This window comes from Butyrivibrio sp. AE3004 (assembly GCF_000703165.1).
Lineage (GTDB): Bacteria > Bacillota > Clostridia > Lachnospirales > Lachnospiraceae > Butyrivibrio.
Map to the genome: position 1 here is coordinate 1,835,815 of NZ_JNLQ01000002.1, position 26,324 is coordinate 1,862,138.

The following is a 26,324-nucleotide window of genomic DNA, read 5'->3' on the forward strand; positions in this document are numbered from 1 at the left end:
TTCTCATGCTATATTACCATGCTTTACATGGTATATATGAAAAAGCATTTTTATGCCATCTTATATGAGCAGCAGACATTTCGTCAACCCAAATGGCAATAACATCATATCTGACGGGAGTTCCCACGTCTATACCAAATCTTTTCATATAGTAATCAGATACTCGACAGATAACTTTTTGTTTTCTGTAGTTCACAGCAGCCTCTGCCGTTCCGTATCGGGAAGTGGTCCTGTACTTTACCTCAATAAAAATCAGGTATCGTCCATCTTTTGCCACAATGTCAATCTCACCTTTTTTGCTCCTGAAATTTCTGAGCAAAATCTCCGCTCCGTTCTCCATGATATATTCACAGGCAAGATTTTCATAATATGTTCCTGTTTCTCTTTTATTCATAATTCATCTGTAAACGTTAAGCACTAAAAACTAATGTGCCTTCTCTTTTGCTCTAATCTTATCCATTGCATCAACAAAAACAAGGATTTCAGCCACAACTTCATAGAGCTCCGGAGGAATCATTTCTCCTATTTCCAGCTTTGAAAGAGTATCCGCAAGCTTACTGTCCTCATGTATGGGGATATCCTTTTCCTTAGCAGCATCTATTATTTTTTCTGCTATAAGGCCCTTACCGCTTGCAATAACTTTCGGCGCCCCATCTTCATTCGGATCGTATGCTAGGGCAATAGCCTGCTTGGGCTTTCCGTCTTTTGTCTTGCCCGTTCCTTTCGTTTTATCATCAGCCATAATCATCTACCTCATCTATACTTACATCTAACCATACCTTATCTGACAGTGCTATGCTCTGGCATCAAAGGACGTCATAGACATAAATGAAGTCTTTTTTGCATCCAGAATGCTGCTCACAGGTGGATCTTCGCTATCATCATCCATATCCGTATGAAGCATCATTTTTGCCTCCATGTTATAACCTCGTTTATTAAGCCTATCGCTCAGTTCCCCAATATGCTCCGCAATAAGATCAATTACACTCTCATCAGCAACATAAAAATTCGTCTTTACATTGTTATCTCTCATCTTAACATAAACATCCAAAGGTCCAAGATTATCCATATCAAGGTGAAGTATAGCACTCACAGTATCACCCGGCTCAAATTTCCGTTTACCGTTTGAATACACGTAAAGGTCTCCGTGCGCATTCTGATCTGCCATTTTGAGGGGAAGCTGCACATAGTGAAACATTTGATTAAGCTGATTCATAAAATCAATATTATTTTGCAAATTAGCAGCACTTTGGGCAACTTTACTGTCAGCCCCAAAAGCTGTCGTAAGCTGCTGAGTAAGTTGTCTGGCCTGTGAATTTAATCTCGCATAGAGATTTTCCACATTTTCCTTTACTCCCACATCATCAGGCCGCAGCATCCATTCATCCTGCATGATATTTTTCATCAGCTTGTTGTATTCATTATTTCCAAAAAGCTTTGTAAATGCCTGATCTGCTCTTTCAGAAGTATGTGCTGACTTTGCATAAGCATCCGCCAGTTCCTTCAAAAGAGCCATCTGGTCAATCTCTGCGGTTTTGCCACTCCCTGCCTGAGCAATCAGTTTCTGAATCTCTGTTCCTGTTGCTCCTGTACCTGTACTAAGCTCACGTATTATTCCTGCAAGTTCATTACTGAAGGTCATTTTCTGCGAAACAAACTGATTCCCATTATGTGTTCTGATATTTTCTCCGGAAGCATCACTGATTTCAGCCTGATTAGTATTTATGCCTTTACGGGATTCAGTTGTTACTGCATCTATATTTTCATCCGCCGTTTCCTTACCCGGCATTAATGTTTCTAAGGGTTCTTCTCCTACATTAACTTTTTCACCGTTTTCGTTTAAAACAGTGGTTTCTTCATTTCCTGTAGGAATTTCTCCTGCTGGCAGCACACCGGCACTATCATTTTGAGTTTGTAACCGGGCAATTTCAGTTTGAAAAACAGGCACTTCCGTTCCATTTTGCATAGAAGGCACATTAACTTCATTTTGCATACCGGGTAACGTATTTTCATTTTGCATGCCTGAAAGCCCCTGTTCATTTTGAGCACTAATAGTTTCGGGTTCATTCTGAATAAATGATTGTTCCATATGTTCAGCACCCTTAGCAAGCATATCAAGAATGCCTCCATATAAATCATTTGCAGCCTGCCCTTCCCCATTTTGAACAAGCTGATCATAAGCCTCAGGAAGATCATCCATAATAGATTTCATGGTCTCAACCACCTGGTGCTCATAATTTTTATAGCTCTCAAATTGTTGAAGATTTTGCTCTGTAACAGGTATATCAAGCGCTCTCATTTGCACAACTGAACTAATATCAGCATCAGTATGTGAAGTAATAAGCTGATGCATGGATGTAAGTGAATTTTTGTCAATTCCAAGTCCATTCTCCATCATGGACCTGACCATATTCACAGTATCCTGATTGACCTCCAGCCCGGCTGCAATAAGTGCTTTAAGCGTTGTTGGATCTATAGATGTATTTTCATAAAGTGGAGTAAGCGTTATCTGATTAGATACGCCACGTACTTCAAAAGAAATCGTCTGCCCTTCTTTAAGATACATTCCGTCTTGAAGTTTGGCTGAAATGACAGAATTATCTCCAAGTCTTATCTGCGCATTTTTAATGCCACCTTCATCTGTCATGGAAATAATTTTCCCCGAAAGCCTGTCTCCGCTCTCCAATGAGCGCAAAGATTCCTGCGGTTTTGCAGCATTCTGATTAACAATTCTCCCATCCACCTTCACAGCAGGGGTTCTCTGGGTAAGATTCTGAATGATACTCATGCAGGCTCACTTTCTTTTCAACATTAGCAACATGACAATTCTTTATATAAAATTTTTAATAAAGGATCTTCTGTGAATATCACACGGACCATTTTCTCTTATCGCCTGAATATGATCAGCACTTCCGTACCCTTTATTATGAGCAAAGCCATAACCCGGATACTTTTCATTGAGATCAGCCATAAGATGATCTCTAGTGACCTTGGCAATTATACTTGCCGCAGCTATAGATACACTCTTGGCATCACCTTTAATAATTGATTCCTGTGGATATTCCTCCAACTGTGGGATATGAACGGCATCTATCAAAAGAATATCCGGCTTAACAGACAGATTATCAACTGCCTTAGCCATCGCCTCAAACGTAGCCTGAAGTATGTTGATCTCGTCAATTCTCTCATGACTACTAAAGCCTATACCTACCGATATGGCTTTATCATATATTTCACGATATAAGTCTTCTCTCTTTTTTTCGGACAGTTTCTTTGAATCGTTTATATAGAGAATCTCGGCATCCACAGGAAGTATTACTGCAGCAGCATAAACAGGCCCTGCGAGTGGCCCCCGTCCAACTTCATCTATGCCACAAATATACCTCTTGTCCGAATGCAGCCTCTCATAATATCTCATGTCATAGAGGCGTTTTTTTTCTTTTTCAATAGCTGCAATATGCTTTCTTGCCGTATCAACCAGCTTTTTTACTCCTGCCCTCTCATCGTCTTTATATTTTTCACAAAAAAGATTATAAGCAGAAACATCTTCAGCCAGCAAAAGCTCGTTTTTAATATCTCCGATTTTCTCACTCATTTGGCTTGTTTTCCTTATTTTTATCAATTATTCCAAAGGAAGAGAACGGATATATTCTAAGCCAGGTTCTTCCAATAATGTCTGATCCTTTAATATTACCAACGCTGGGTTCTCTTGAATCCATACTGTAATTTCTGTTATCACCCATCACAAAGTATTCATCTTCGCCAAGAGTTACAGGTTCACTTGCTCTTCCGGGATTCTGGATAACCTCAGCACCATAATGCTCCTCGAGAATTTCTCCATTGATATAAATATTTCCTTCATAATCAATCTGAACAGTTTCTCCGGGAAGTCCGATTACACGTTTAATAAAATACTCACTTGGATCCTGTGGATACGGGAATATTACAATATCAAAACGCTTTGGATCAGAAAATCTGTAAGTGAGTTTATCTGCCATAAGGGCATCCCCATCATGCAGTGTATACATCATGGATTCACCGTCAACATCGGTTCTTTGAGCTACAAATTTCATAAAAAGCATAGTAATAACGCACACAATAACTACTGTAAGTATTGTACTTCCCGCATTTTTTAAGAATTCCTGCATTTTATTCATATTGGCCTCTCCAACGAAATTTTTCCAAGTCTACCATTTCTAAAATCATCCAACAGTTGCATACAAGCTCTGTCCAAATCAGGTTTACCACCCTGTTTTATTAACTTTCTGTTTTCAGCAATTGCAGTCAGAATCGAAGATTCAGGTGTCTCATATGGATTTTCTTCATATAAGTGCTTCTGCTCCTCACTAACTCCATATTTCTCAGAAAGCGTTCCCGGATACCAGTCATCCAAAATTCTGATAAGACTCACAGCAAGCTCACCTTTATCAAGGTTCTCATCATTCATGGAACCTATAAGAGCCAGATGCAATCCAACAGTCTCATCCTCAAACTTTGGCCATAAGACTCCGGGAGTATCAAGCAGTTGCAAATTTTTCCCAAGCATTATCCACTGTTTTCCCTTTGTAACACCGGGTTTATTTCCCGTTTTAGCCGCTGCTTTTCCGGATATCTTATTTATAAAAGTAGATTTACCCACATTAGGTATTCCGGCCACCATTGCCCTGATTGGTCTGTTTACAATTCCTCTTTTTTTATCCCGTTCAATCTTCTCCCTGCAACTCTCCGTAACCTGATCAAGAACCTGCCTTACCTGGGATCCTGTCTTGGAGTTCATCTCCATAACTCTGGCTCCGGTATTTGAAAAGTATTCAATCCACTCCTTACTGATTTCAGGATCAGCAAGGTCGGCCTTGTTGAGGATAACCAGCCTTGATTTATTCTGTCCCAGCTTATCAATATCCGGATTTCTTCCTGACATCGGTATTCTTGCATCTGTAAGTTCTATGATAAGGTCTACCATCTTGATGTTTTCCTGCATCATTCGCATGGCCTTAGTCATATGTCCGGGATACCACTGATAATTATTCATAGTTTACCCTTTAATCTATAAGGCCTGTCTTTCCTTCTTTGGAACCAAAAGAAAACCATGCCTTACCTGCTATAGTTGATATTTTGACAACACCTATATTGGCGCTTCGTGAATCCTCACTGCTATTTCTGTTGTCACCAAGAACAAAGAATTCACCATTACCAAGCTTTATTTCATTTTCGGCAATTCCTGCCTCTTCCATTTTATCATATTCCCTTGACTCAGTAACAACAGTTTCACCATTTACAACAAGATTTCCGTCAACAATTTTAACTGTCTCTCCCGGACCTGCAACTACTCTCTTTACGTAGTAATGGGATTTCTCATTACCGTTTGGCAAAAACACTATTACATCATCCTTCTTAGGTGAAACAAGCTTGTAAACAATACGATTAACCAATACACTTTGCCCGTTATATAGTGAAGTTTCCATGGAATCGCCTATTACCCTGACTCTCTTTCCAAAGGATAATACAAGCACAAACGCTACAAAAACAGCGATTACCGTATAAAACACCCAGGACAGGATTTCTCTTATAAGTTCAGGTGTTACTGTCTTCTTTTTTTCCCGGTACATTGATTGATATCTATTTTTTCGATACATATTTTTTACCTGCAATTTGTTTAGTAATAAAACGAAAGAAGGGCAATTACTAAATAGTAACTGCCCTTACCAAAGAAATCATTCTTAGCGAACCTTTTCCTTGACCTTTGCCTTCTTACCTGTGAGGCCCTTAAGGTAGTTAAGCTTAGCTCTTCTAACCTTACCCATTCTCACAATTTCAACCTTCTCAACAAGAGGAGAGTGAAGTGGCCATGTCTTCTCAACACCTACGCCGTTTGAAATCTTACGAACTGTGAATGTTGTGCGGTTTGAACCACCCTGAATCTTCTTAACAGTTCCTTCGAAAACCTGTACTCTCTCACGGTTTCCTTCTTTAATCTTGTTGTAAACACGTACTGTGTCACCAGTGTTGAACTCGGGAGCGTTCTGATTAAGCTGCTCCTTCTCGATCTCTGCAATGATTGTATTCATTTGCTTTCTCCTATACTATATAAATGGACGTTCTTAAATACATCTGCGTACCAGAGGACCGTCATTTTCGCAACATACATGAGTTTATCACATATAGACAGACTCAGTCAAGGTTTTTTACTTAACTTTCAAGTCTTTAGGACCAAATCCAAGTGGCAAAATCTCAGGCAGATCATATACTTCATAGGTATTTTCACCATTAGTCTGCCCTGTAAGCAATATTATTTTAAAATCATCTTCACAAAACTCACGCATTACCTGTCTGCAAACACCGCAGGGAGAGCAAAGGCCAAGTTCTTCCCGGTCTTCATAGCCTCCAACTATGGCTATCGCAGCAAATTCTCTTTCGCCTTCACTGATTGCCTTAAAGAAAGCTGTTCTCTCTGCGCAGTTGGTAGGTGTATAAGCTGCGTTTTCAATGTTACATCCCTTATATACCTTGCCATCCTTTGTCATCAAAGCAGCCCCAACCTTAAAATGGCTATAGGGAGTGTATGCCATCTTTCTTGCTTCAAGGGCAATTTCAACCAATTCATCATAACTTTTCATCATACTACCATTGGCAGCCATATATGTATCTGCCGTATCCTTATCATTTATTTTGAGTTCTTCTTATCTTCAGCAATAAGCTTTCTTATCGCTGATACAGCAACCTTAATTGCAGAATCCGTATCATGGGCCTGCGGATTATCAAGTCCGGCTGCCGCTCTCTCCTGATTAGCTACTGTAAGCATTATCGCACCGCATCTTGCACGAAGCCATTGCCCGACAATGAAAAGTGTGGACGATTCCATCTCTGAACCAAGACATCCGCACCTTTTCCATGCTTCCCATTTGTTCTGAAGTTCATAAAATACAGGCTTTGTCTCAGGCTCATGCTGACCGTAAAATGCATCTTTACATTGAACAACTCCCACATGATGTCTTAGTCCAAGCTCTAAAGCCGATTCCCTGAGTGCCTGCGTAACCTCAAATGTAGCCACAGCAGGATACTCAATAGGTGCATATTCTTTGGATGTTCCCTCAGCTCTTATCGCTCCGTTTACAATTATGAGATCTCCGCCCATAACATCAAGCTGCATTCCCCCGCATGTTCCGACTCTGATGAAGGTATCCGCACCAATCTTGTGAAGCTCCTCTATGGCGATAGCCGCAGAAGCTCCTCCAATCCCGGTAGAAACCACGCTTACCTTTTCTCCGTCAAGATAGCCTGTGTATGTATTGTATTCTCTGTTATATGCCACCTGCGCAGCATCATCAAAATAAGCCGCAATCTTTTCACATCTTCCCGGGTCACCCGGAAGAATAACATATCTTCCGACATCACCCTCCTTAAGATGAATGTGATACTGATATCCGGCACCTTCCGTATAATCCACCATAATTATTATCCTCCATAAAGAATAGTTTATATCTGACTGAATATTGCAGGATGTACGTCAATAGCCTGTTAAATATATAGGTAGATTAATTATACCATCAAACACTGTTAATATCAGCAAAAATAAAGACGTTTACGGTGTATAGGGCTCCTTGATAAGCACTACATTTCCATCCTTATCCAAGATGATGTTCATCAGAAGGCCTTCAGGTTCAAATCGTGAAAGATGCTCACACAATTCTTCATAAGAAATGTATCTGTGCAATCCATCGGGAGCATATTGAACATAGACAGGACAATCTGACGCAAGCTTGAATTCTTCGAATTCCCCGTCATATCCTCCAATCTGATAATCGTTATCAAACTCATTGGGATCAAGTCCGTACTTTTCAATTTTCTCTGTATCTTCTTCCCTTACAAACTCAACTTCATCGCCTTTTATGGTTCGATCCGATCCAGACTTACAGTAAATCAGCATTTCTTCATAAGGTTCGCCTTCCGTTTCGCCTGCGCAGGATACATCTTCTTTTCTTCCTGAAAAGCTTAAAGACCCCAGGGCAAATCCTATTGTCTCGGCATCTACTGCATCAATAGCTTTGTGATATTCGGTAATATAAGCAAACACATATCTTGAATCGTTGATGTATGGGCATACAAATCTCGCATGATAAAAGACATAGTTCCCGGCATTTTCCACACTCCATGAAGCATACTTTGACTGCATACCGTTTAGCCACTTATAGTCAGGCTTATATATCCAGTCATCTTTGTCATTTTCCCCTCCATCACCATAAACAGTCAGATTTTCATCATCAAAATCATCATATATATGTTTTATGCACTCCTTTACATCAAGATTCATCTCATCATATTTAAAGCATGTATTTATAAATTTCATACTGCCGTCTGCATCACCATCCACGCAGTAATATGTCCCGTCTGAATTGTATTGCAATTCAAGGTTTACAATACCGGGGAATTTTGCCAGATTTTTGACATAAAGTGAATTTATGGCATTTTCATTTCTTCCCATAAAGCATCCATCGGAAGTTGTCATGCAGTAAAAAGGGATATCCTCCGGTGTATCAAACACCCAATCCATCTCTGTTCCCACATAAACTCCAAAATCATTTCCGAAAAGATCCGCTGCCACATCTCGAGGAAGGGCTTCAACAGCTTTTCCCGGAAGATAAAATGTCATTTCTGAATTTCCGTTCTCATACCCTTCAAAGCCGCCCGCCTTTGAATATTCCTCAGGAATATCCTCAGATACATCATAGGTAAGTTCAGCAATATTCGCTTTCCAGGTATAATTGTCAATCTGTCTGCACTCACCAAGCCTGCCTGTAAAATTCGCATCTAAAGAAGACTTATCTTCACCATTATCGGATGTGGTATAAAAATCCTTGATGAATGAGCCACTAAAAGATCCATCCCCGGAAAATGTGACATATGTTCTCCAGTTACTCTCATTCGCTCCTGATGGCACAAGTTCAAAAAACCAGCCATTTGTGTCTTCATATAGTTTGCACTCGTCTACTTTTTGGGTGTCCATGTCATGTTCGGACTGATTTTCCTTCAAAGCAATATCTATTGCATTTTCTTCTGCAATTTTTGCATTATTCTCTGCTTTTTCCTGCGTTTCATTATTATTTTCAAATGCAGTATCCTTGCTCTCCGGGTTTCCTGCCTGTCCGCTTAGTGTACTTCCACATGCCGTAAGATTCATGAGCATTCCGAATATCAATGCTCCTGATAAAAAAGATTTCATTTTTTTCTTTTTCATATATCCCCCCATTTTCAACAATATATAGATACCGTATTTCTGATGAAATCAAGTATCCTATGCGTTAATAAACCAATATTTCACTCACACAGGTATCATCATATTTAACCCCTGCTTTTGCTCCGGTAATGGTAATAACTATCGTGTCAGTAATTACCGGTTCTTCAAGTTCAAACTTTGTTTTATTAATATCTGCCAGGTTTTCTGCAGAGAAACCTTCATACGCATATCCTGAAAGAGTGCCACTTACAGTATTCCCATCCCCAAAATCTGCCGTGATATCCGTCAATAAACCATTATTATTATATTGTTCATAGCTTGCAGTATATCCATTACAAATAAGAACCCCATACACCTGCTGCTTTTTATCTAGATGAAGGATAACATTTTCGCCGACTCCGGTTCCGGAAACGCCCTCTGCCCAAATCGTTTTGTAATCGCCATCAATAAGATTCTTTCCGGAATAGTTCTTGCCACCGGTTCCCTCAAGTTCTGAAGAAGTTTCTACAGAAGAGACCTTTATCCTGTCATTCCTATATTTTCCATACAACAATGTCACTCCATATCTACTGGCATCATTTTTAGCAAATAATATATCTGCATAGCCCAAAAATTCCTCATCGCCACCATTGCTCTCATAGAAGGCCGGGCCGCTCAAAAGAATATATTTTTCATCCTCGAAAAACTGCTTATGTTCTACATTTTCCCATGGTTCTCCGTCGCCAAACATCGGGTAAAGGTATTCATCATCAGCTTTTTCGTACTCTCCCGGGATAAAGTTTTCTTCTCCGTACACATCCCTAAACACACGCTTTGCATTATCCAGTGAAATGGCAGTTTCCCCGTCTATAGTCTCAGCAATATCTTCACTAAGGTTTTGCCCCCACATAATCTGGCACAGAATTTGGTAGCGGAGAAACTCCTTTCTTGAATTTTCCATCTTTGAAAAAATCATTCCCTGTTCATCAAGGATACGTGATACCGTAACGCAATCAGCCATCTCGGAAAGTGTGTCCTTATTATCTGGAATAAACGGCTCTGTATTTCTTAATTTTTCTATTTCATCAATGCACTCAGCCTCTGTTAAATACCCCACTTCCGTTTCTTCTGATGGCGTTTCTGTCTGAGTCTTTATCTCTTCGACATCCGTTTGTTCAATCGTATCTTCCTGTCCGAATTCCGTTTGATTGCTCGCATCTTCCTGTTCAAATTCCGATTGTTCATTTGTAACTTCCGAATTATCAAAAGAGTTCTCTGTTTTTTCCTCAATCTGCGTTTTTTCTACATTTCCTGCCACAACTGTCTGTCCTTTTCCACACGCTGTTACATTCAGCACAAGCGCTGTCATTATGTACATCACCATATATGATCTTAAATTTTTTCCCATAATAACATTCTCTCTTTCTTCATCATATCCTCATCTATGAAGGAATCTATTTATCCGGCTCATACCCCTGTCAGGTAATGAAGTTATTCCGCAATTCCCGACACTCCTGTCCAATCACAAGTAGAATCTGCTTCCTTGACATATTCAAATACCATTGCCATAGATGAATCATTTATGGTTATTATGGTCTTACCATCATAATCCGACTTAAAGTAATTCATTTTCTCCTGTCCTTCATCAGTGGCAACATATATAGTGCCATCATCCCAGGAAAGATCATAGTATGTTCCGATAAAATGAGCATATCCCTTGCCATCAGGGCAAAGCATCATATCAAACTCCACTCCGGCTTTGGCTAATTCATCAGCACTATATGTTTTCAAATTCTCCTGAAAAGCCATTATTTTATAGTACCCTGAATCATTATGCTTTGAAGCTGACAAATCCGGAAGATATGTTGTATCCGCATCTCCTGTTACACTCGAGGCCTCCTTAGCACTGTTATCAATAGCATCAATTGCATCATTGTAAGCATTATCAAGCTCACCTAACGCTTCGTCGTATGCCTGATCGAGCATACTATCAGTAATTTCATCAATGGTTTTATCGTATTTACCATCGTCATAGTCCTTCTTTTCCTCTGCAGACATACGTACAAACTGCATTTCATCACTGTCCTGCTTTATAATCAAGGTATCATCGGCATATGTATATTCCACATCTGCATCCTGTACCGTATCATCATGCATATGAAAATACTTCTCATCCCAGTTAAAATCTGTCTTTTCACCCATGAGATTCATATGCCCCGTTCCATCAGGATTTACAATGGCAAACATACCTGTCCCCATTTGGGCCAATTGTTGTATCTGTTCTGTTATATCCTCCCCATCGGTTGTCATATGCACAATTTTGTAATAACCGACTACACTATTCTCTGTTTCAATATTCTCTTCTTCAGTCACTTTAGTATTTTGTGTTTTTTCTTTCGTCGTTTTTGTATCTGTAACTTTTGGAGCATCTGCAAGCGGTGCCTTCTCTTTTCCCTCCGGAGTGATGTAAACCTTTTCTGAAGAAGTATCCTTTGCTGACGATCCACACGCTGTTACAGATAATGCCATTGCTACCATTATTGTAAGAATAATTGCCTTTTTCTTCATATTTTGTCTCCTTTACACATAAAAAAACAAAAGTGTCGTTCTCAAAAAAGCTTTTTCATACAAGAGCATCAAAACTTCCTATAAAACATAAAAACCGCTTTATTAAGATGCCTCACAAATCATCTAATAAAGCGGTTAATTCTTATATTTTATATTCATTGCATAACAAAAAGACGCAGTTATAAAATGCGTAGCCAAAGAACACTGCATTAAACTAATGCCGTTTCCTTCCTTCATGCATGCCCCCTTCATGTATTTTATTATATTTCATGAAGTAAAAACATTGTTTACAGATAATGCAAAAGATGATGCAAAATCAGTACTTGACAGGAAACTATACACGTGAACTTTTCTTATGCGGCGCTATAAAGTGCTAAATTCTCTTTTAAAATAAACCATCCATCACATGTATGGTCATTATTTTATTCTCCAGATCAATGTTTTTTACGCATTCTTTGATACCCGGAATCATAACTGTTTCAGAATCCTCAGATGCATCTTCGTCAGTGCGTTTCATTTCATACACGTCATTAGCTCCTGTCTGAATAACCTGTTTAAGGATTCCAAGTTCCTTACCGTCCTCGTCAACAATAGTCATCCCCTCAAGATCAGCAAGATAATACTCACCCTCTTCAAGTGCTATGGCATCCTCTCTTCTGACAATCAGCTCCTTCTGACGAAAGCGCTCAACTTCATTTATATCGTTGAATTCCTTGAATTTAACGATTACAAACTTCTTATTAAAACGGACTTTCTCAATTGTCAGTTCTTTTTTGCCATCGCGTCCCGTATCAAGAATAACCTTTTTCAAATCAAGAAATCGATCCGGATCCTGAGTTGTGGGAAAAACATTTACTTCACCTTTAAGTCCATGTGTGGAGGCGATTACGCCTACCTGAAAATATTCTGTCATATATATACCTCATCTATAAACGAATGCTTTTATCTGATTTTGTTTCCCGTACTGTTACAAAAATCAGTCTTCGATTTTATCCAATATCCTGTTACGCTTTTTTATAGCTTTTGGCGTAAATTGTTCAGGATGCTCTTCCACATATTTATCATATAATTCTGGTCTTCGCTCTTTTGTGCGTTCGAGCGATTTTTGGAATCTCCATACATCAACATTCTGATGGTTTCCTGACAGAAGAACGGGAGGTACTCTCTTTTCCATCCACACTTCAGGTCTTGAATATTGTGGATATTCAAGAAGTCCATCATCAAAAGATTCCGTTTCAGCCGATTCCTCATTATTAAGCACACCGGGAACAAGTCTCGCAACAGCATCTATCATAACCATCGCAGGAAGCTCTCCTCCGGTAAGAACATAATCTCCGATCGAAACATAGTCAGTCACTATCTCCTCCAGAACTCTCTCATCTATGCCTTCATAGTGACCACACAAAAAAATTATATTATCATCCTTAGCAAAATCCCTGGCCATCCCCTGACTAAATACACTTCCTTGAGGTGTCACGTAAACAACCCTGGGGTTTGCATCCGGTTCTCTTTCTTTTATTACTTTCAAAATAGCCTGATAACAACTGTAAATAGGCTGAGCCTGCATGAGCATTCCGGCACCGCCTCCATAGGTATAATCATCTACTTTATTATGTTTGTTATCGGCATAGTCTCGTATATTGTATGCCTCTACATGAATAAGTTCTTTATCCATGCCTCTCGCAAGTATGCTTGTCCGCAGTCCCGAAAGGACCATATCCGGAAACAAGGTCATAACATAAAAATGCATATAAAGCTCCCAAAATAAAAAGAGTAAATAAAGTAAAGCCGAATAAAGCTATACTGCTTTATTCGGCCTAAAACCTGTCAATGCCACGCTGGCTAAATCAGTCAACTATTTCTACATCAACCTTAAGATTTTCTCTGGTAGATGCTGCCTTCACAACAGAGCGAATAGCTTTGGCTATTCTTCCCTGTCTTCCGATCACCTTACCCATATCCGAAGGTGCAACGTGCAACTCTATGACGATGTTACGGCCTTCTTTTTTCTCGTTAACCACAACTTCATCAGGATTATCAACCAGAGCCTTTGCAATTACTTCAACCAATTCTTTCATGAATTTTCCCCTAGTTTAATTACTTGGTGATGCCTGCCTGCTTGAAGATCTTATTTACAACGTTTGTGGGCTGAGCTCCGTTTGAAAGCCACTTCTTTGCAAGTTCCTCATTTACCTTGCATGTGCTGGGATCTGTGTTAGGATCATAAGTTCCGATCTCCTCGATGAACTTACCGTTTACAGGGAACTTAGAATCAGATACAACGATACGATAAAAAGGAACCTTCTTCTTTCCAATTCTCTTAAGTCTAATTTTTACTGCCATTTTAAAAATCCTCCATTTAAATAAAAATAAAATGTTAATTGCTATGATAAACGAATTACTCCGCAATCATCTTATATATGAAATCCGGGATAGCCGAATCTGCATATCATATATCAGAAAAATTTATTGAAGCCGCCTTTACCAAGACCGCCAAGAGCTCCAAGGCCTCTTCTTCCTTTTTTACCCATAAGGCCGGGCATCTGTTTCATCATCTTCTGCATCTGCTCAAACTGCTTAATAAAGCGGTTAACATCTGCAATATCATTTCCCGATCCTTTAGCTATTCTGTATTTTCTCTGAGGACTCATAAGCTTGGGATTCTTTCTCTCCTCAGGTGTCATGGAAAGCACAATTGCTTCAATTCTTGCAAGCTGTTTCTCGTCAGGAAGCTGATCATCACTAATCTTTCCCATTCCGGGAAGCATTCCCATAATCGCTCCAAGACCGCCCATGTTTCTCATCTGCTTCATGGACTCAAGGTACATCTCAAAATCAATTTTACCCTTTTTCATCTTGGAAGCCATCTCGCGTTCTTTTTCTTCATCTCTCTCGCGATTTGCTTCAACAGCTTTATCTATAAGACTAAGGACATCACCCATTCCAAGGATTCTGCTCGCCATACGATCCGGATAAAACTGTTCCAGATCCGAGAGCTTCTCTCCCATACCTACGTAAAGAATAGGCTTGCCCGTAACCTGTCTGGCTGAAAGTGCCGCACCACCCCTGGTGTCGCCATCCATCTTACTCAGCACAATACCATCTATACCGATTCTGTCATTAAACTGTACTGCTACATCAACCGCAGCCTGACCGGTCATGGCATCAACAACAAGAAGTGACTGGTGAACTGTGACCGCTTCCTTTATAGCCACAAGTTCCTGCATCATTTCTTCATCAATCTGTAATCGTCCCGCTGTATCAAGAATAACTACATTCTCGTTATTTTTCTCAGCATGTGCTATTGCCTGCTTAGCAATCTCAATAGGACTTACGTCAGTACCAAGTGAAAAGAAATCAACTTCCTGCTTTTCAGCATTTATGCGTAACTGATCAATAGCAGCAGGTCTGTAAATATCGCATGCTACAAGCAGCGGTTTTTTACCTTTAAGCTTAACCTTGCCGGCTATTTTGGCTGCTGTGGTGGTCTTACCGGTACCCTGAAGACCACACATCATGATCACAGTAATGCTCTTACCGGGCTGAAACTGTATCTCAGTGATTTCTGATCCCATGAGAGCTGTCAGCTCTTCATCAACAATCTTAACAACCATCTGCGCAGGATTCAGACCGCTTAATACGTCCTCACCTACAGCTCTCTCCTGTACTTTATTTACAAAGTATTTAACTACACGGAAGTTTACATCTGCTTCAAGAAGTGCCATCTTAACTTCCTTCATGGCAACCTTGACATCTTCCTCCGAAAGGCGTCCCTTGCCTCGCAGATTTTTAAATACGTTCTGCAGTTTATCGGATAAACTTTCAAATGCCATAAACTATGACAACTCCTCTTTGATTGATTCTATTGCCTCAAGGATTTTTGTTCTCAATTCTTCATCCTCAAGTTTGTCATCGGATACTGCAGCTGCCATTTCTCCAAGCTGCTTCCTGATTCTGTCTGTTCTCTCTATCATATGAAGTTTCTTCTCATATCCTTCAAGAGAATTAGTACATCTTTTTAAAAGATCGTGCACACCCTGTTTGCTGATATCGTATTCTTCCGCAATCTCAACAAGTGAAAGGTCATTATACACTGCATCCTCATATACCTGCCTCTGATGGGCCGTCAGAAGCTCTCCATAAAAATCATATAAAAGCCCCTGCTCAACAATCTTTTCCATCATTGCTCCATCTTAAAAGACAAATAATGCGATACTATAGGCACGATGCTTATATTATCGCATTATCTTTTTTGTGTCAAGTATTTTTACTTTACTTTGCAAAAATACATAGATTCATATTAACCTCGCCGTCTATTCCGTCAACTTTTCCTGTTTTGCTGTACTGCCACATGTAATAATCATAAGGATAATATTGAGGAAATCCATAATATGAAACCCACACCGGGAAAGTCTTTATCTTTCTAATATCAAGCAATTCGCTGAATGTTCTTATATTTCCCGCTATCATTGGCGAATATCCTGCGTTTTCCACCTCATTGCAAAAGGCTTTTGCAATCTGTGTATAATGACTCATAGTAAGCTTTGCAGTCCTTGCGTCAGCAGAATTAACCTGTTCAAGCTCAATAGCAACCGGATAAGTGATTTCATAACCTTCCAGAAGATTAATAACAAAATCAGCTTCTTCAACTGCTTCCTTATCATTTATAGCCTGTGAGTAGAAATAAACTCCTACATCCAATCCTGCTTTTTGTGCCTGTCTGATATTTGTCTTGAAAAGATCATCCTCAAGGATCTGTCCTTCTGCTGCCCCGCGAAGTCCGACCCTTATCATTACAAAATCTATACCTGATTCCTTGACCTTGACAAAATCAATAATTCCCTGGGACCTTGAAATATCAATTCCTCGTGTCAGCACAATATTGCTGTTTTCTCCCCCGTAATATATATTCCCATCATCAGAAAGCACCATTTCATCAGGGAATATCGAACTATTATCAATATCTTCCAATATGGGAGTAAAGAAATACTGGCCGCCATACTCAGTAACAATTTCATCAGGGTACAATGCCCTTACAGCACCAAGTTTGTCGCCTTCAACAAGCTTTTCCCTAAACTGCGAGCGTATAATATCTCCTTCTTCTTTACGTGCTGCAGATTCAGCCCTCTCAATAAGTTGTTTGGCCTGAGCTTTTGTATAATAGCCTTCATTCTCAAGAACATCAAGCTCACTTCTGGAAGCGTCCGCCTGTCTCTTAGTGGCAGCATTACTCAAAAGCAATCCTATGCATGTTGAAAGTGCGAGAATACTTACCAGGCTTAGAAAAATAACAGAAATCAGGTTCCTGGTGTTTTTAACCATTTTGCTATTGTGTTTTGGATTCTCAGTATTTTTCATAAATATTATATCCGTTCATCAAAATAGCTCTTATATCCTTCTCCGAATATCTCTGATGCTCTGGTAATAATCATAAATGCCTCAGGATCTTCTTCTCGTACGATATCCTCAGCAAGAGGAGAAAGTCTCTTACTTATAGCACAAAGTATGACCTTTTTATCCTCTCCGCTGTACGCACCTTTTCCAAATACATGTGTTACTCCGACATCAAGTTCTTCAAGGAGTCTTGCTGTTATCTTGTCGGTATTATCCGTAATGATGTAGATCAGTTTTGCCTCATCTCTTCCGTACAAAACAAAATCAATCACATAGGATGTGATCATAACTCCCAAAAATGAATAAAGAACAACCTTTATATCCTTTAAAACAAGACCGGCAAAAGCTATTACAAAAACATCTATCATCATGAATAAAACGCCGGTTTTTATATGCGGATATTTCAATCTTAGTATTTTAATTATAACATCTGTACCGCCGGTAGTAGCATGGCATTTGAATGTAATTCCGATACCCACAGCAACAAAAGCACTGCCGAATATTACGCCAAGTATTACGTCCTTTACAATATAACCCGTGCAATATTTTGCCAGTAGGTCCGTAAAAATCGAGTTGGCAACAGTAGCGTATACCGTAGAAATCGTAAATCTTATTCCAAATTTATATATTGCCAGAAACAAAATCGGTATATTCATTACCATGAACCATATACCGGTTCCTATAGGTACTATTCTGTTAAGAACTATTGCTGCCCCCGTAAGTCCACCGGGAGCAATATTATTCGGATCGTTAAGTAAGCTTGTACCTATCGCATACAAAAAAGCTCCGAAAGTAATCAGCAAATAGTCTGTTCCTTTTTTTGTTATCTTTTCAGCATACTTCATATAATTTAAATGTTTGTGCGAACAAGTCTGGGTTTATATCCGTTTTCCTCAAGGACTTTCATAATCTCAGTCTTATGTTCGCTTCCAAATGCCTCCAGAGTAATTCGAAGTTCCACAGCCGCATTTCTGTTTATTGATACAAACTGGTTATGCTCAAGCTTTATCACATTACCACCTGTCTTTGCAACAACTCCAGCAACCTGTGCAAGCTGTCCCGGCTTGTCAGGAAGCAGAACAGAAACAGTAAATATTCTGTTTCTCATAATCAGTCCCTGCTGTACAACAGAAGACATGGTGATAATATCCATGTTACCACCAGATAGAACGCAGACAATTCTCTTATCCTTTACATTTAACTGCTTAAGAGCGGCAACAGACAAAAGGCCGGAATTTTCTACAACCATCTTATGATTCTCAACCATATCAAGGAAAGAAACAACAAGGTCCTCATCCGGAACTGCGATTATATCATCTATATTTTTTTGTATATAAGGAAAAATCTTCTCTCCGGGTGTCTTAACTGCGGTACCGTCAGCTATTGTATTAACTGTAGGAAGAGTTGTAACTTTACCGTTTTTCAGACTTTCCTGCATACAATTTGCGCCTGCGGGTTCAACACCGATAACCTTTATCTTGGGATTAAGGAGCTTTGCAAGTGTACTCACACCTGTTGCAAGTCCGCCTCCACCTATAGGCACCAGAATCATGTCAACAGTGGGAAGCTCCTTGATTATCTCCATTGCAATTGTTCCCTGTCCGGTCGCTACATCAAGGTCATCGAAAGGATGAACAAAAGTGTATCCTTTTTCCTCTGCAAGCTTAAGAGCATGATCGCAAGCCTCATCATAAACATCGCCATAGAGAATTACTTCGGCGCCAAGTGCCTTTGTTCTGTTAACTTTAATAAGAGGTGTTGATGTAGGCATAACAATTGTAGCCTTTACCCCATAGCTCTTTGCAGCATACGCTACACCCTGAGCATGATTGCCGGCAGAGGCTGTAATAAGACCTTTTTCTCTTTCAGCCTCAGACATGGTTGAAATCTTGTAATATGCCCCCCTTACCTTATATGCACCTGTTCTCTGAAGGTTCTCCGGCTTTAAATATACCTTGTTACCGGTGGTAGCACTCCAGTAATCACTGAAAATAAGTTTTGTTTCAAGTGTAACTTTTTTCACGTCTTCATAAGCTTCCTCAAATGCAGGAAGTGTAAGACTCTTCTTTTCCTCAGACATTGCAATCTCCTCTTGTTTTAAAGTGTGGAACCATATAATTAGTCAAAAAGTGCATCAACAAACTGATCGGAATTAAATCTCTCAAGATCATCAAGACTCTCTCCGACCCCGATGTATTTGACAGGTATATTTAGCTCAGAAACAATGGCAACAGCTATTCCCCCCTTTGCTGTTCCGTCAAGCTTTGTGAGCACAATTCCCGTAAGATCTGCCACTTCACCAAATTCTCTTGCCTGTGAAATAGCATTCTGACCTGTAGTACCATCAAGCACGATAAAATTCTCCCTGCGTACATCAGGCAGCTCCTTATCCAGAATCCTGTTCATCTTTGCAAGCTCTTCCATCAGATTCTTTTTATTGTGTAATCTTCCTGCCGTATCAATCATCAAAATATCACAGTTTCTGGATCTAAATGCAGCTACTGCATCATAAATAACGCTTGCGGGATCTGCGCCTTCTTTTCCGGAAATAAGCGGAACCTCCGCACGTTCTGTCCATTCACGAAGCTGCTCCGTAGCCCCTGCTCTGTATGTATCCGCAGCGGCAACAAGAACCTTCTTACCTTTCCTTCTGTAATGCGCTGCAAGCTTACCTACAGAAGTTGTCTTTCCGACTCCGTTTACTCCAATTACAAAGATAACAGTTTTATGATTTTCAAAATCATAAGTATCATCATCGGTCTTCATCTGTTCACGGATATTGGATATAAGCAGTGTCTTACAGGCCCAGGTATCGGTTATATGATTATCCCTGACCTGTTCTCTAAGTTTATCCATAATCCTGCTGGTAGCATTGACTCCAATGTCTCCCATAATAAGAGTCTCTTCAAGTTCTTCATAAAACTCTTCATCAACAGTAGAAAAATTACTCAGAACATTATTTATTCCCTTTACTACACCTTCCTTGGTTTTTGAAAGACCGCTTGAAAGTTTCGCAAAAAAGCCGTTAGCCATTAGTCAGTCAACTCCTTATCAATCAAATTAACACTGACGAGCGTTGAAACGCCCTTCTCCTGCATAGTAATACCATAGAGTCTGTCAGCACTTTCCATTGTACCACGCCTATGCGTAATTACAATAAACTGTGTTGACTTGAGTTTATGCAGATACTGAGCAAATCTAACAACATTGTTCTCATCAAGTGCAGCTTCAATCTCATCAAGCAGACAGAAGGGTGAGGGTTTCAGATTCTGTATAGCAAAAAGAAGTGCTATAGCAGCAAGAGCTTTCTCACCACCCGAAAGCTGCATCATGTTAACAAGTTTCTTTCCCGGAGGCTGTGCGTTGATTCTGATACCTGCCTCAAGAATGTCTTCATTCTCAACCAGTTCAAGAGTACCCTTACCTCCTCCAAACATTTCTTTAAATACCTTGTCAAACTCTGTCTGAATTTTAGTAAATTCTTCCATGAACTGTTTTCTCATGGACTCGTCAAGTTCAGTAATAATCTCTCTTAGCTGCTGTTCAGCGGCAACCAGATCATCATGCTGAGTTTTAAGGAATGTATATCTCTCCATGAGAATTCTATAGTCCTCAATAGCGTTGACATTGACATCCCCAAGTTTTCTTATGGCATCCTTGAGGGTTCCGATCTGCTTCTTCATGGAAGACATATCCGTCATCTCTTCATTTCTGAGAGCCGCAGCATCTGTAAGAGTAATCTCATACTCATCCCACATATAGTTAATCTGTGTCTCGATTGCCTCCTTAGCTCTCTCGCATCTGGCACCAAGTCTTGTCACTTCCTTATCAAGACCGTTCATAGTATGATTCAGTTCTTCGGTCAGTTTAAAGAAATTTTTCTGAGAAGCCGTAAGTTCTTCTTTTCTTGCTCTCTTCTCTTCAAGCTCTTTGCTAACATCTGTCTGAACATCCTTGGAACTTTCAATCGTAAGTCTGATTTCTTCAATGTCTTTCTTTCTCTGAGAAAGAATCTCATTATTTTCCTTAATAGAATTAAGAATTTCTTCAAGAGCAGCTTTTTCATCACCGATCTCGCCGTTTATACGGTCAAGATTCTGCTGTTCAAAGGTTTCCTTCTGAAGAATTTTCTCATACTGAATATCCCAGGAAGATACATTCTCAGACTCTTTTTCCTCTTCAGCATGCAGCGTTTCAAGCTTAGCCTGATATTCCGATACCTTCTGTGCCTGTTCTTTTTCTGTCTTCTCGGAAAGCTCCAGAGCTTCTTTATACTCTTCACGCTCCTTTTTGATATCGACCATCTGCTGTTCTATTGCTTCACTCTCAGTCTTGAGATCTGTGTAATTTCCCTTTTGCTGACTTTGTCTCTCTCTCTCATTCTCAACGTTAATTCTCGCAGTGTTCTGCTCAATGAATTTGGTCTGGAGTGAATTTCTTAATTCTTCTATGCTTACTCGCAGTTCATTTCTGCGTTTTTTAGTATCCTCTATCTCTTTCTGAATAAGAGCAATATCTTCCTTGCATTTTTTGGTATTTTTCTCAAGGTCTTCCATTTCTCTTCTTCTACCGAGAAGATTTGAGTTATTTCTGAAGGTACCACCACTTATAGCTCCACCAGGTACAAGAAGTTCTCCCTCAAGAGTGACCATTCTTATGGTATATTTGTATTTTCTTGCAATTTTTACGGCATTGTCGACCGTATCAACAACTACAATTCTTCCAAGCATGGCCTTTGCCACACTTTTATATCTGTCCTCGGTGTCAACAAGTTCGTCTGCCATTCCGAGAACGCCTTTCTCATTAAGCGCTTCCTGGGCCTTGAATTCCTGGGGATCTCGAATACTGGTAAGCGGCAGAAACGTTGCTCTTCCTGCTCTTGTTTTCTTCAGATATTCAATCATATCCTTGGCAGTATCTTCATCGTCCGTTACAATATTCTGAATATTTCCGCCAAGTGCAATTTCAATAGCCGTTTCATATTCAGGCTGTGTTTTGATAATATCAGCAACTACACCGATTATACCCGGATTTTCATCCTTACGCTCCATTACCTTCTTAACACTGCCGCCATATCCTTCATAGCGTTCTGTCAGATTGCTTAGTGCTTCAAGCTTTGATTTTTGCTGTGTATACAGATTCTGAATATCGCGAAGTCTTTCATCTTTTTTGGAAAGCTTGTCCCTGATGCCGTTTAATTCATTCTCAGAATCCTTCTTCCTGGTATTCATTGAACGAATTTCCTCAGTTATCTGATCAAATTCTGCCTGTAGTTTTTTGATTATTTCTTCCTGCAGTGACTCGTCAGACCTTGCTTTTACAAGTTTACCGGTCAGTTCCGCCTTGCGTATATTAATCTGTTCCTGTCTGGTATCAAGAGAACTAAGCTTTGACTTTATAGTAGAACGTTCGCTTAAAGTCTCAATAATTTTGCTCTTGCAATTCTCTACTTCATTATTTATGTCACTGATTTGAAGAAGGATACCATCAAGTTTTTTACGGGCTTGTTGCCGATCAGCTGAAAGTTCTTCAAGTTCCTTATCAATCTCACTCTTTACTGCAAGGACTTTATCTCTTTCCTTTTCCTTCTCGGTAATTTTAGCCTCTTCATCAGTTTTTCTCTTTTCAAAATGATCGGCTTCACTGGTAGCTGAACGAATCTGCTCGTTCATGATACCAATCTGGCCTTCCAGCTTTTCTCGCTTAACCGAAGTGTCGGTTATCTTAGCTCTTGCCTCTTCAATATCATGATCAAGAACCTCAAGTTCTCCCTGAATCTCTTCATATCTATTCTTGGTATCTTCATATTTAGTTACCGCATCCTCCAGATTTTTGGATGCGACTTTAAGATTCTGTTCCGATTCCTCAAGAGTTTTTTTCTGAGCCTGGTTCTCAAGAAGGAACATGTTAACATCGAGTGTTTTTAGCTCTTCCTTGTGTTTTAAGTAAACCTTTGCAACTTCGGACTGCTTTTCAAGAGGCTCCACCTGTTTTTCAAGCTCGGAAAGAATATCGTTAACACGGGTTAAATTTTGCTTTTCCTGCTCAAGCTTCTTAATTGCCGTATCCTTTCGGGATTTAAACTTAACAATACCCGCAGCTTCATCAAAAAGATTACGTCTGTCCTCAGGCTTACTTGACAGAATCTGTTCAATCTGACCCTGTCCTATGATAGAGTACCCCTCTTTACCGATACCCGTATCAAAGAAAAGCTCATTAACATCCTTTAATCTGCATGAGTTACCGTTAATCATATATTCACTCTCTCCGGAGCGATACAACCTTCTGGAGACAGTTACTTCATCATAATCAATAGGAAGCGCATGATCTGAATTATCAAGCGTTATAGCGACATATGCGTAGCCTAAGGGTTTCCTCAGCTCCGTTCCAGCAAAGATAACATCCTGCATAGTACCGCCTCGAAGCTGTTTGATTCTCTGTTCACCAAGAACCCATCTCATAGCATCTCCGACGTTACTCTTACCTGAACCGTTAGGTCCGACAATTCCTGATATTCCATTATGAAAATCAAGTTTTATCTTATTTGCAAACGACTTAAAGCCGTGAATTTCAATGCTTTTTAAATACATGTTACTCTTTTTTTAATTCCAGGATTGCCTGATATGCAGCCTTCTGCTCTGCTGCTTTTTTAGTCCTTCCTGACCCCTCTCCCAATTTTTTATCACCTACGTAAACCGCAGCTTCGAATATTTTATCATGCTCAGGACCTTTTTCGCCACAAATTTCATAGCGCAGGTCAACCCCTGTGTCCTTTTGCACCATTTCCTGAAGCATTGATTTGCTGTCATAAAAAATCTGTTTTTCCTCAGGATTATCCAAAATAAATTTTTCAATGTGAGCTTTGGCAGCATCTATTCCGCTATCCAAATATATAGCACCGATAATTGCCTCCATCACATCCGAAATAATTGATTCTCTATATCGACCGCCTGTTGCCTCTTCACCTTTTCCCAAAATAAGATATTTTTCAAGATGAATAGCCGCAGCACAATAAGCAAGAGCAGGCTCACATACCATAGCTGCTCTCATTTTGGTCATCTCACCCTCTCTTTTATCAGGGTACTCCTTGAATAAATAGTGGCTTGACACAAGTTCAAGCACTGCGTCTCCCAAAAACTCAAGTCTCTCATAATCGTTACGTTTATTAATTTTTTGCTCATTGGCAAAGGAGCTGTGGGTTAACGCCTGAAGCAAAAGTCCTTTATTTTTAAAATGATATCCGATGTTTTCCTGTAATTCATTAAGTTCATTATCGCCTATCATATTTTTTCACCTCATCTAAAAACGAATATTTATCATGTGTTTACGATTGATATCGGTCTTTAAAGATAACTATATATAAACAACAAAGTGATATGATGCAAAGCAAAAATGGTGAGCTCTGCTCCATATCACCCTTAAGTCGTAATTATTTACCTATCAGCCTTCGTTTCTGGCTTTTTTGAGAAGCTCTACTGCCTCACCTACTGTTGAAATTTTCTCAGCAAGCTCTGCATCAATTTTTACGTCAAATTCATCCTCAATACCCATGATGATCTGAAATACATCAAGTGAGTCAGCACCGAGGTCATCTGTAAAAGTAGAGTCCATTGTAATCTCATTTACGTCGACATTTAATACGTTAGCAATAACTTCCTTAAGTTTTTCGAATTCCATAAGTTCTCCATTCCTTTTATAACTGATTCACAAAATACTGTTTGTGTTATAAAACTATAATACTATTTATAGTTCCTTTACAAGTACTTTTTATGATTCTGCGGTAATAGACTCTTTTATCTTCTCCGCAATGTTCTGCTCGGTAAAAGTAACACACTGCAAAATACTGTTTTTAACTTCTACAGACTTTGCACTTCCGTGAGTCTTAACAACAAGTCCCGTTAGTCCAAGCATAGGTGCTCCACCGTACTGATCCATATCATATGCCTTTAGTACTTTTTTCAGAGTTGGTTTGATCAGAAGTCCACCGATTTTAGCTCTGAGATTACTCATAAGTCCTTCTTTTACAACTTTGAGCAATGTTGTAGCCACTCCTTCATACATCTTAAGCACTACATTACCGGTAAAGGCTTCGCAAACTATTACATCAGCAACACCCTGAGGAATATCTCTTGCTTCAACCGACCCTATAAAGTTAATATCAGGGCAGTTCTTTAAAAGAGGAAATGTTTCTTTGACCAGGGCATTTCCCTTTTCCTCCTCAGCACCGATATTCACAATACCGACTCTCGGATTTTTAACTCCGCAAAAGTTTTCCATATATACAGAGCCCATCTTCGCAAACTGAACAAGATGAGATGGTCTGGCATCAACGTTGGCACCACAGTCTATAAGAAGCGATACCCCGTTACGAGTAGGAATAAGCGGTGCAAGGGGTGATCTCTCAACTCCCTTAATTCTGCCGATTATGACCTGTCCTCCTACAAGTGTAGCTCCGGTACTTCCCGCAGATACATATGCATCACACTCGCCATGTTTTACAAGAAACATAGCCTTAACTATAGAAGAATCCTTCTTGGTTCTGATAGCCATAACAGGAGGTTCTGCCATTTCAATTACTTCCTCGGCATTAACAACCTCTACCCTGTCTGAATCATAGGTATATTTTGAAAGTTCATCTTTTACAATCTGTTCTTTGCCTACAAGAAAAATCTTAAGTCTGTCAGATTCCTGTAGTGCTTCAATTGCACCCTTTACAATCTCGTATGGTGCATTGTCTCCTCCCATTGCATCAACTGCAACTCTTACTAAATCCGCCATTGTTTCTCCCCAATCTATATGAATATATGAGAAAAGTTTACTAGAAAAAATAAGAAAAAGCAACAAACCCGAGATTCCAAAGAATCTCGGGTTTGATATGATTATCAAATGATTATCAATCTTCGTTTGCTACAACGCTCTTCTTGTTGTAGTAGCCACATTTCTTGCATACCTTGTGAGGCTGCATAAGTGCGCCACAGTGGCTGCACTTAACCAGTGTGGGAGCAGTCATTTTCCAGTTTGCTCTTCTCTGGTCTCTGTGACCCTTAGAAGACTTATTCTTAGGGCAGATAGACATTCGGTAACACCTCCTTACAGCGTTCATATCATGAACCATAAATGGTCATTTGCATTTGTCAACACACTCTTG

Annotated in this window: 28 protein-coding genes; all 28 read right to left on the reverse strand. The window is 39.7% G+C overall.

Annotation, left to right across the window (positions count from 1 at the left end; translation table 11 throughout):
- Window positions 1-13: 13 nt before the first annotated feature.
- Entirely contained in the window at window positions 14-394 is a 381-nt protein-coding gene (locus BV60_RS0111050) for a YraN family protein (RefSeq protein WP_029321780.1), read from the reverse strand.
- A 30-nt stretch (window positions 395-424) separates the two neighbouring features.
- Window positions 425-742: an EscU/YscU/HrcU family type III secretion system export apparatus switch protein gene (locus BV60_RS0111055; protein ID WP_029321781.1), complete on the reverse strand. Its 318-nt coding sequence runs from the start codon at window positions 740-742 to the stop codon at window positions 425-427.
- 51 nt (window positions 743-793) lie between these two features.
- On the reverse strand, window positions 794-2,788 hold the full coding sequence (gene fliK / locus BV60_RS0111060) for a flagellar hook-length control protein FliK (protein ID WP_029321782.1): 1,995 nt from the start codon (window positions 2,786-2,788) through the stop codon (window positions 794-796).
- 42 nt (window positions 2,789-2,830) lie between these two features.
- A complete protein-coding gene (locus BV60_RS0111065; RefSeq protein ID WP_029321784.1) occupies window positions 2,831-3,595 on the reverse strand; it encodes a ribonuclease HII in 765 nt (254 codons plus the stop codon).
- Window positions 3,588-4,148 carry a signal peptidase I gene (gene lepB / locus BV60_RS0111070; protein ID WP_035777629.1) on the reverse strand — a complete coding sequence of 187 codons (561 nt, stop codon included), beginning with the start codon at window positions 4,146-4,148 and terminating at the stop codon, window positions 3,588-3,590. The genes BV60_RS0111065 and lepB (BV60_RS0111070) overlap by 8 nt, the downstream gene beginning before the upstream one ends.
- Window positions 4,149-4,153: 5 nt before the next feature.
- Window positions 4,154-5,032 (reverse strand): ribosome biogenesis GTPase YlqF, encoded by an 879-nt coding sequence (gene ylqF / locus BV60_RS0111075; RefSeq protein WP_029321788.1) that lies wholly within the window; start codon window positions 5,030-5,032, stop codon window positions 4,154-4,156.
- A 10-nt stretch (window positions 5,033-5,042) separates the two neighbouring features.
- On the reverse strand, window positions 5,043-5,609 hold the full coding sequence (gene lepB, locus BV60_RS0111080) for a signal peptidase I (RefSeq protein ID WP_242840973.1): 567 nt from the start codon (window positions 5,607-5,609) through the stop codon (window positions 5,043-5,045).
- A 111-nt stretch (window positions 5,610-5,720) separates the two neighbouring features.
- The gene (gene rplS, locus BV60_RS0111085) at window positions 5,721-6,068 is read right to left on the reverse strand and encodes a 50S ribosomal protein L19 (RefSeq protein ID WP_029321791.1); all 348 of its coding nucleotides are present in this window, start codon (window positions 6,066-6,068) and stop codon (window positions 5,721-5,723) included.
- Between the two features lie 117 nt (window positions 6,069-6,185).
- Complete coding sequence (locus tag BV60_RS0111090; RefSeq protein ID WP_330376266.1) at window positions 6,186-6,620, reverse strand: cytidine deaminase; 435 nt, start codon at window positions 6,618-6,620, stop codon at window positions 6,186-6,188.
- Window positions 6,621-6,664: 44 nt separating this feature from the next.
- A complete protein-coding gene (gene udp / locus BV60_RS0111095; RefSeq protein WP_029321794.1) occupies window positions 6,665-7,450 on the reverse strand; it encodes a uridine phosphorylase in 786 nt (261 codons plus the stop codon).
- A gap of 132 nt (window positions 7,451-7,582) precedes the next feature.
- Window positions 7,583-9,235: a hypothetical protein gene (locus BV60_RS0111100; RefSeq protein ID WP_029321795.1), complete on the reverse strand. Its 1,653-nt coding sequence runs from the start codon at window positions 9,233-9,235 to the stop codon at window positions 7,583-7,585.
- A gap of 64 nt (window positions 9,236-9,299) precedes the next feature.
- Window positions 9,300-10,622, reverse strand: coding sequence for a discoidin domain-containing protein (locus tag BV60_RS0111105; RefSeq protein WP_029321797.1), 1,323 nt, complete (start codon window positions 10,620-10,622; stop codon window positions 9,300-9,302).
- A gap of 83 nt (window positions 10,623-10,705) precedes the next feature.
- Complete coding sequence (locus BV60_RS0111110) at window positions 10,706-11,782, reverse strand: hypothetical protein (protein ID WP_029321799.1); 1,077 nt, start codon at window positions 11,780-11,782, stop codon at window positions 10,706-10,708.
- A gap of 385 nt (window positions 11,783-12,167) precedes the next feature.
- A complete protein-coding gene (gene rimM / locus BV60_RS0111115) occupies window positions 12,168-12,695 on the reverse strand; it encodes a ribosome maturation factor RimM (protein WP_029321801.1) in 528 nt (175 codons plus the stop codon).
- Between the two features lie 63 nt (window positions 12,696-12,758).
- Window positions 12,759-13,532 carry a tRNA (guanosine(37)-N1)-methyltransferase TrmD gene (trmD, locus tag BV60_RS0111120; protein ID WP_029321802.1) on the reverse strand — a complete coding sequence of 258 codons (774 nt, stop codon included), beginning with the start codon at window positions 13,530-13,532 and terminating at the stop codon, window positions 12,759-12,761.
- Between the two features lie 97 nt (window positions 13,533-13,629).
- Window positions 13,630-13,860, reverse strand: coding sequence for a KH domain-containing protein (locus BV60_RS0111125; RefSeq protein WP_029321804.1), 231 nt, complete (start codon window positions 13,858-13,860; stop codon window positions 13,630-13,632).
- Between the two features lie 19 nt (window positions 13,861-13,879).
- Window positions 13,880-14,125, reverse strand: coding sequence for a 30S ribosomal protein S16 (gene rpsP / locus BV60_RS0111130; protein WP_029321806.1), 246 nt, complete (start codon window positions 14,123-14,125; stop codon window positions 13,880-13,882).
- A 113-nt stretch (window positions 14,126-14,238) separates the two neighbouring features.
- Window positions 14,239-15,615: a signal recognition particle protein gene (gene ffh, locus BV60_RS0111135; RefSeq protein ID WP_029321807.1), complete on the reverse strand. Its 1,377-nt coding sequence runs from the start codon at window positions 15,613-15,615 to the stop codon at window positions 14,239-14,241.
- Window positions 15,616-15,618: 3 nt separating this feature from the next.
- Window positions 15,619-15,963, reverse strand: a complete 345-nt coding sequence (ylxM, locus tag BV60_RS0111140; RefSeq protein ID WP_029321809.1) for a YlxM family DNA-binding protein — start codon at window positions 15,961-15,963, stop codon at window positions 15,619-15,621.
- A gap of 91 nt (window positions 15,964-16,054) precedes the next feature.
- Complete coding sequence (locus BV60_RS21980) at window positions 16,055-17,104, reverse strand: glycoside hydrolase family 25 protein (RefSeq protein ID WP_197029551.1); 1,050 nt, start codon at window positions 17,102-17,104, stop codon at window positions 16,055-16,057.
- A 41-nt stretch (window positions 17,105-17,145) separates the two neighbouring features.
- Window positions 17,146-18,021: a YitT family protein gene (locus BV60_RS0111150; RefSeq protein WP_029321812.1), complete on the reverse strand. Its 876-nt coding sequence runs from the start codon at window positions 18,019-18,021 to the stop codon at window positions 17,146-17,148.
- A gap of 5 nt (window positions 18,022-18,026) precedes the next feature.
- Entirely contained in the window at window positions 18,027-19,256 is a 1,230-nt protein-coding gene (ilvA, locus tag BV60_RS0111155) for a threonine ammonia-lyase (protein ID WP_029321814.1), read from the reverse strand.
- Window positions 19,257-19,294: 38 nt separating this feature from the next.
- Window positions 19,295-20,209, reverse strand: coding sequence for a signal recognition particle-docking protein FtsY (gene ftsY, locus BV60_RS0111160; protein ID WP_029321815.1), 915 nt, complete (start codon window positions 20,207-20,209; stop codon window positions 19,295-19,297).
- Window positions 20,209-23,766 carry a chromosome segregation protein SMC gene (gene smc / locus BV60_RS0111165; protein ID WP_029321817.1) on the reverse strand — a complete coding sequence of 1,186 codons (3,558 nt, stop codon included), beginning with the start codon at window positions 23,764-23,766 and terminating at the stop codon, window positions 20,209-20,211. Before smc ends, ftsY begins: the two co-directional genes overlap by 1 nt.
- Window position 23,767: 1 nt before the next feature.
- The gene (gene rnc / locus BV60_RS0111170; protein WP_029321818.1) at window positions 23,768-24,460 is read right to left on the reverse strand and encodes a ribonuclease III; all 693 of its coding nucleotides are present in this window, start codon (window positions 24,458-24,460) and stop codon (window positions 23,768-23,770) included.
- Between the two features lie 156 nt (window positions 24,461-24,616).
- Complete coding sequence (acpP, locus tag BV60_RS0111175) at window positions 24,617-24,853, reverse strand: acyl carrier protein (protein ID WP_026490933.1); 237 nt, start codon at window positions 24,851-24,853, stop codon at window positions 24,617-24,619.
- 90 nt (window positions 24,854-24,943) lie between these two features.
- Entirely contained in the window at window positions 24,944-25,954 is a 1,011-nt protein-coding gene (plsX, locus tag BV60_RS0111180; protein ID WP_029321819.1) for a phosphate acyltransferase PlsX, read from the reverse strand.
- A 115-nt stretch (window positions 25,955-26,069) separates the two neighbouring features.
- Window positions 26,070-26,252 (reverse strand): 50S ribosomal protein L32, encoded by a 183-nt coding sequence (rpmF, locus tag BV60_RS0111185; protein WP_026490935.1) that lies wholly within the window; start codon window positions 26,250-26,252, stop codon window positions 26,070-26,072.
- Window positions 26,253-26,324 lie beyond the last annotated feature (72 nt).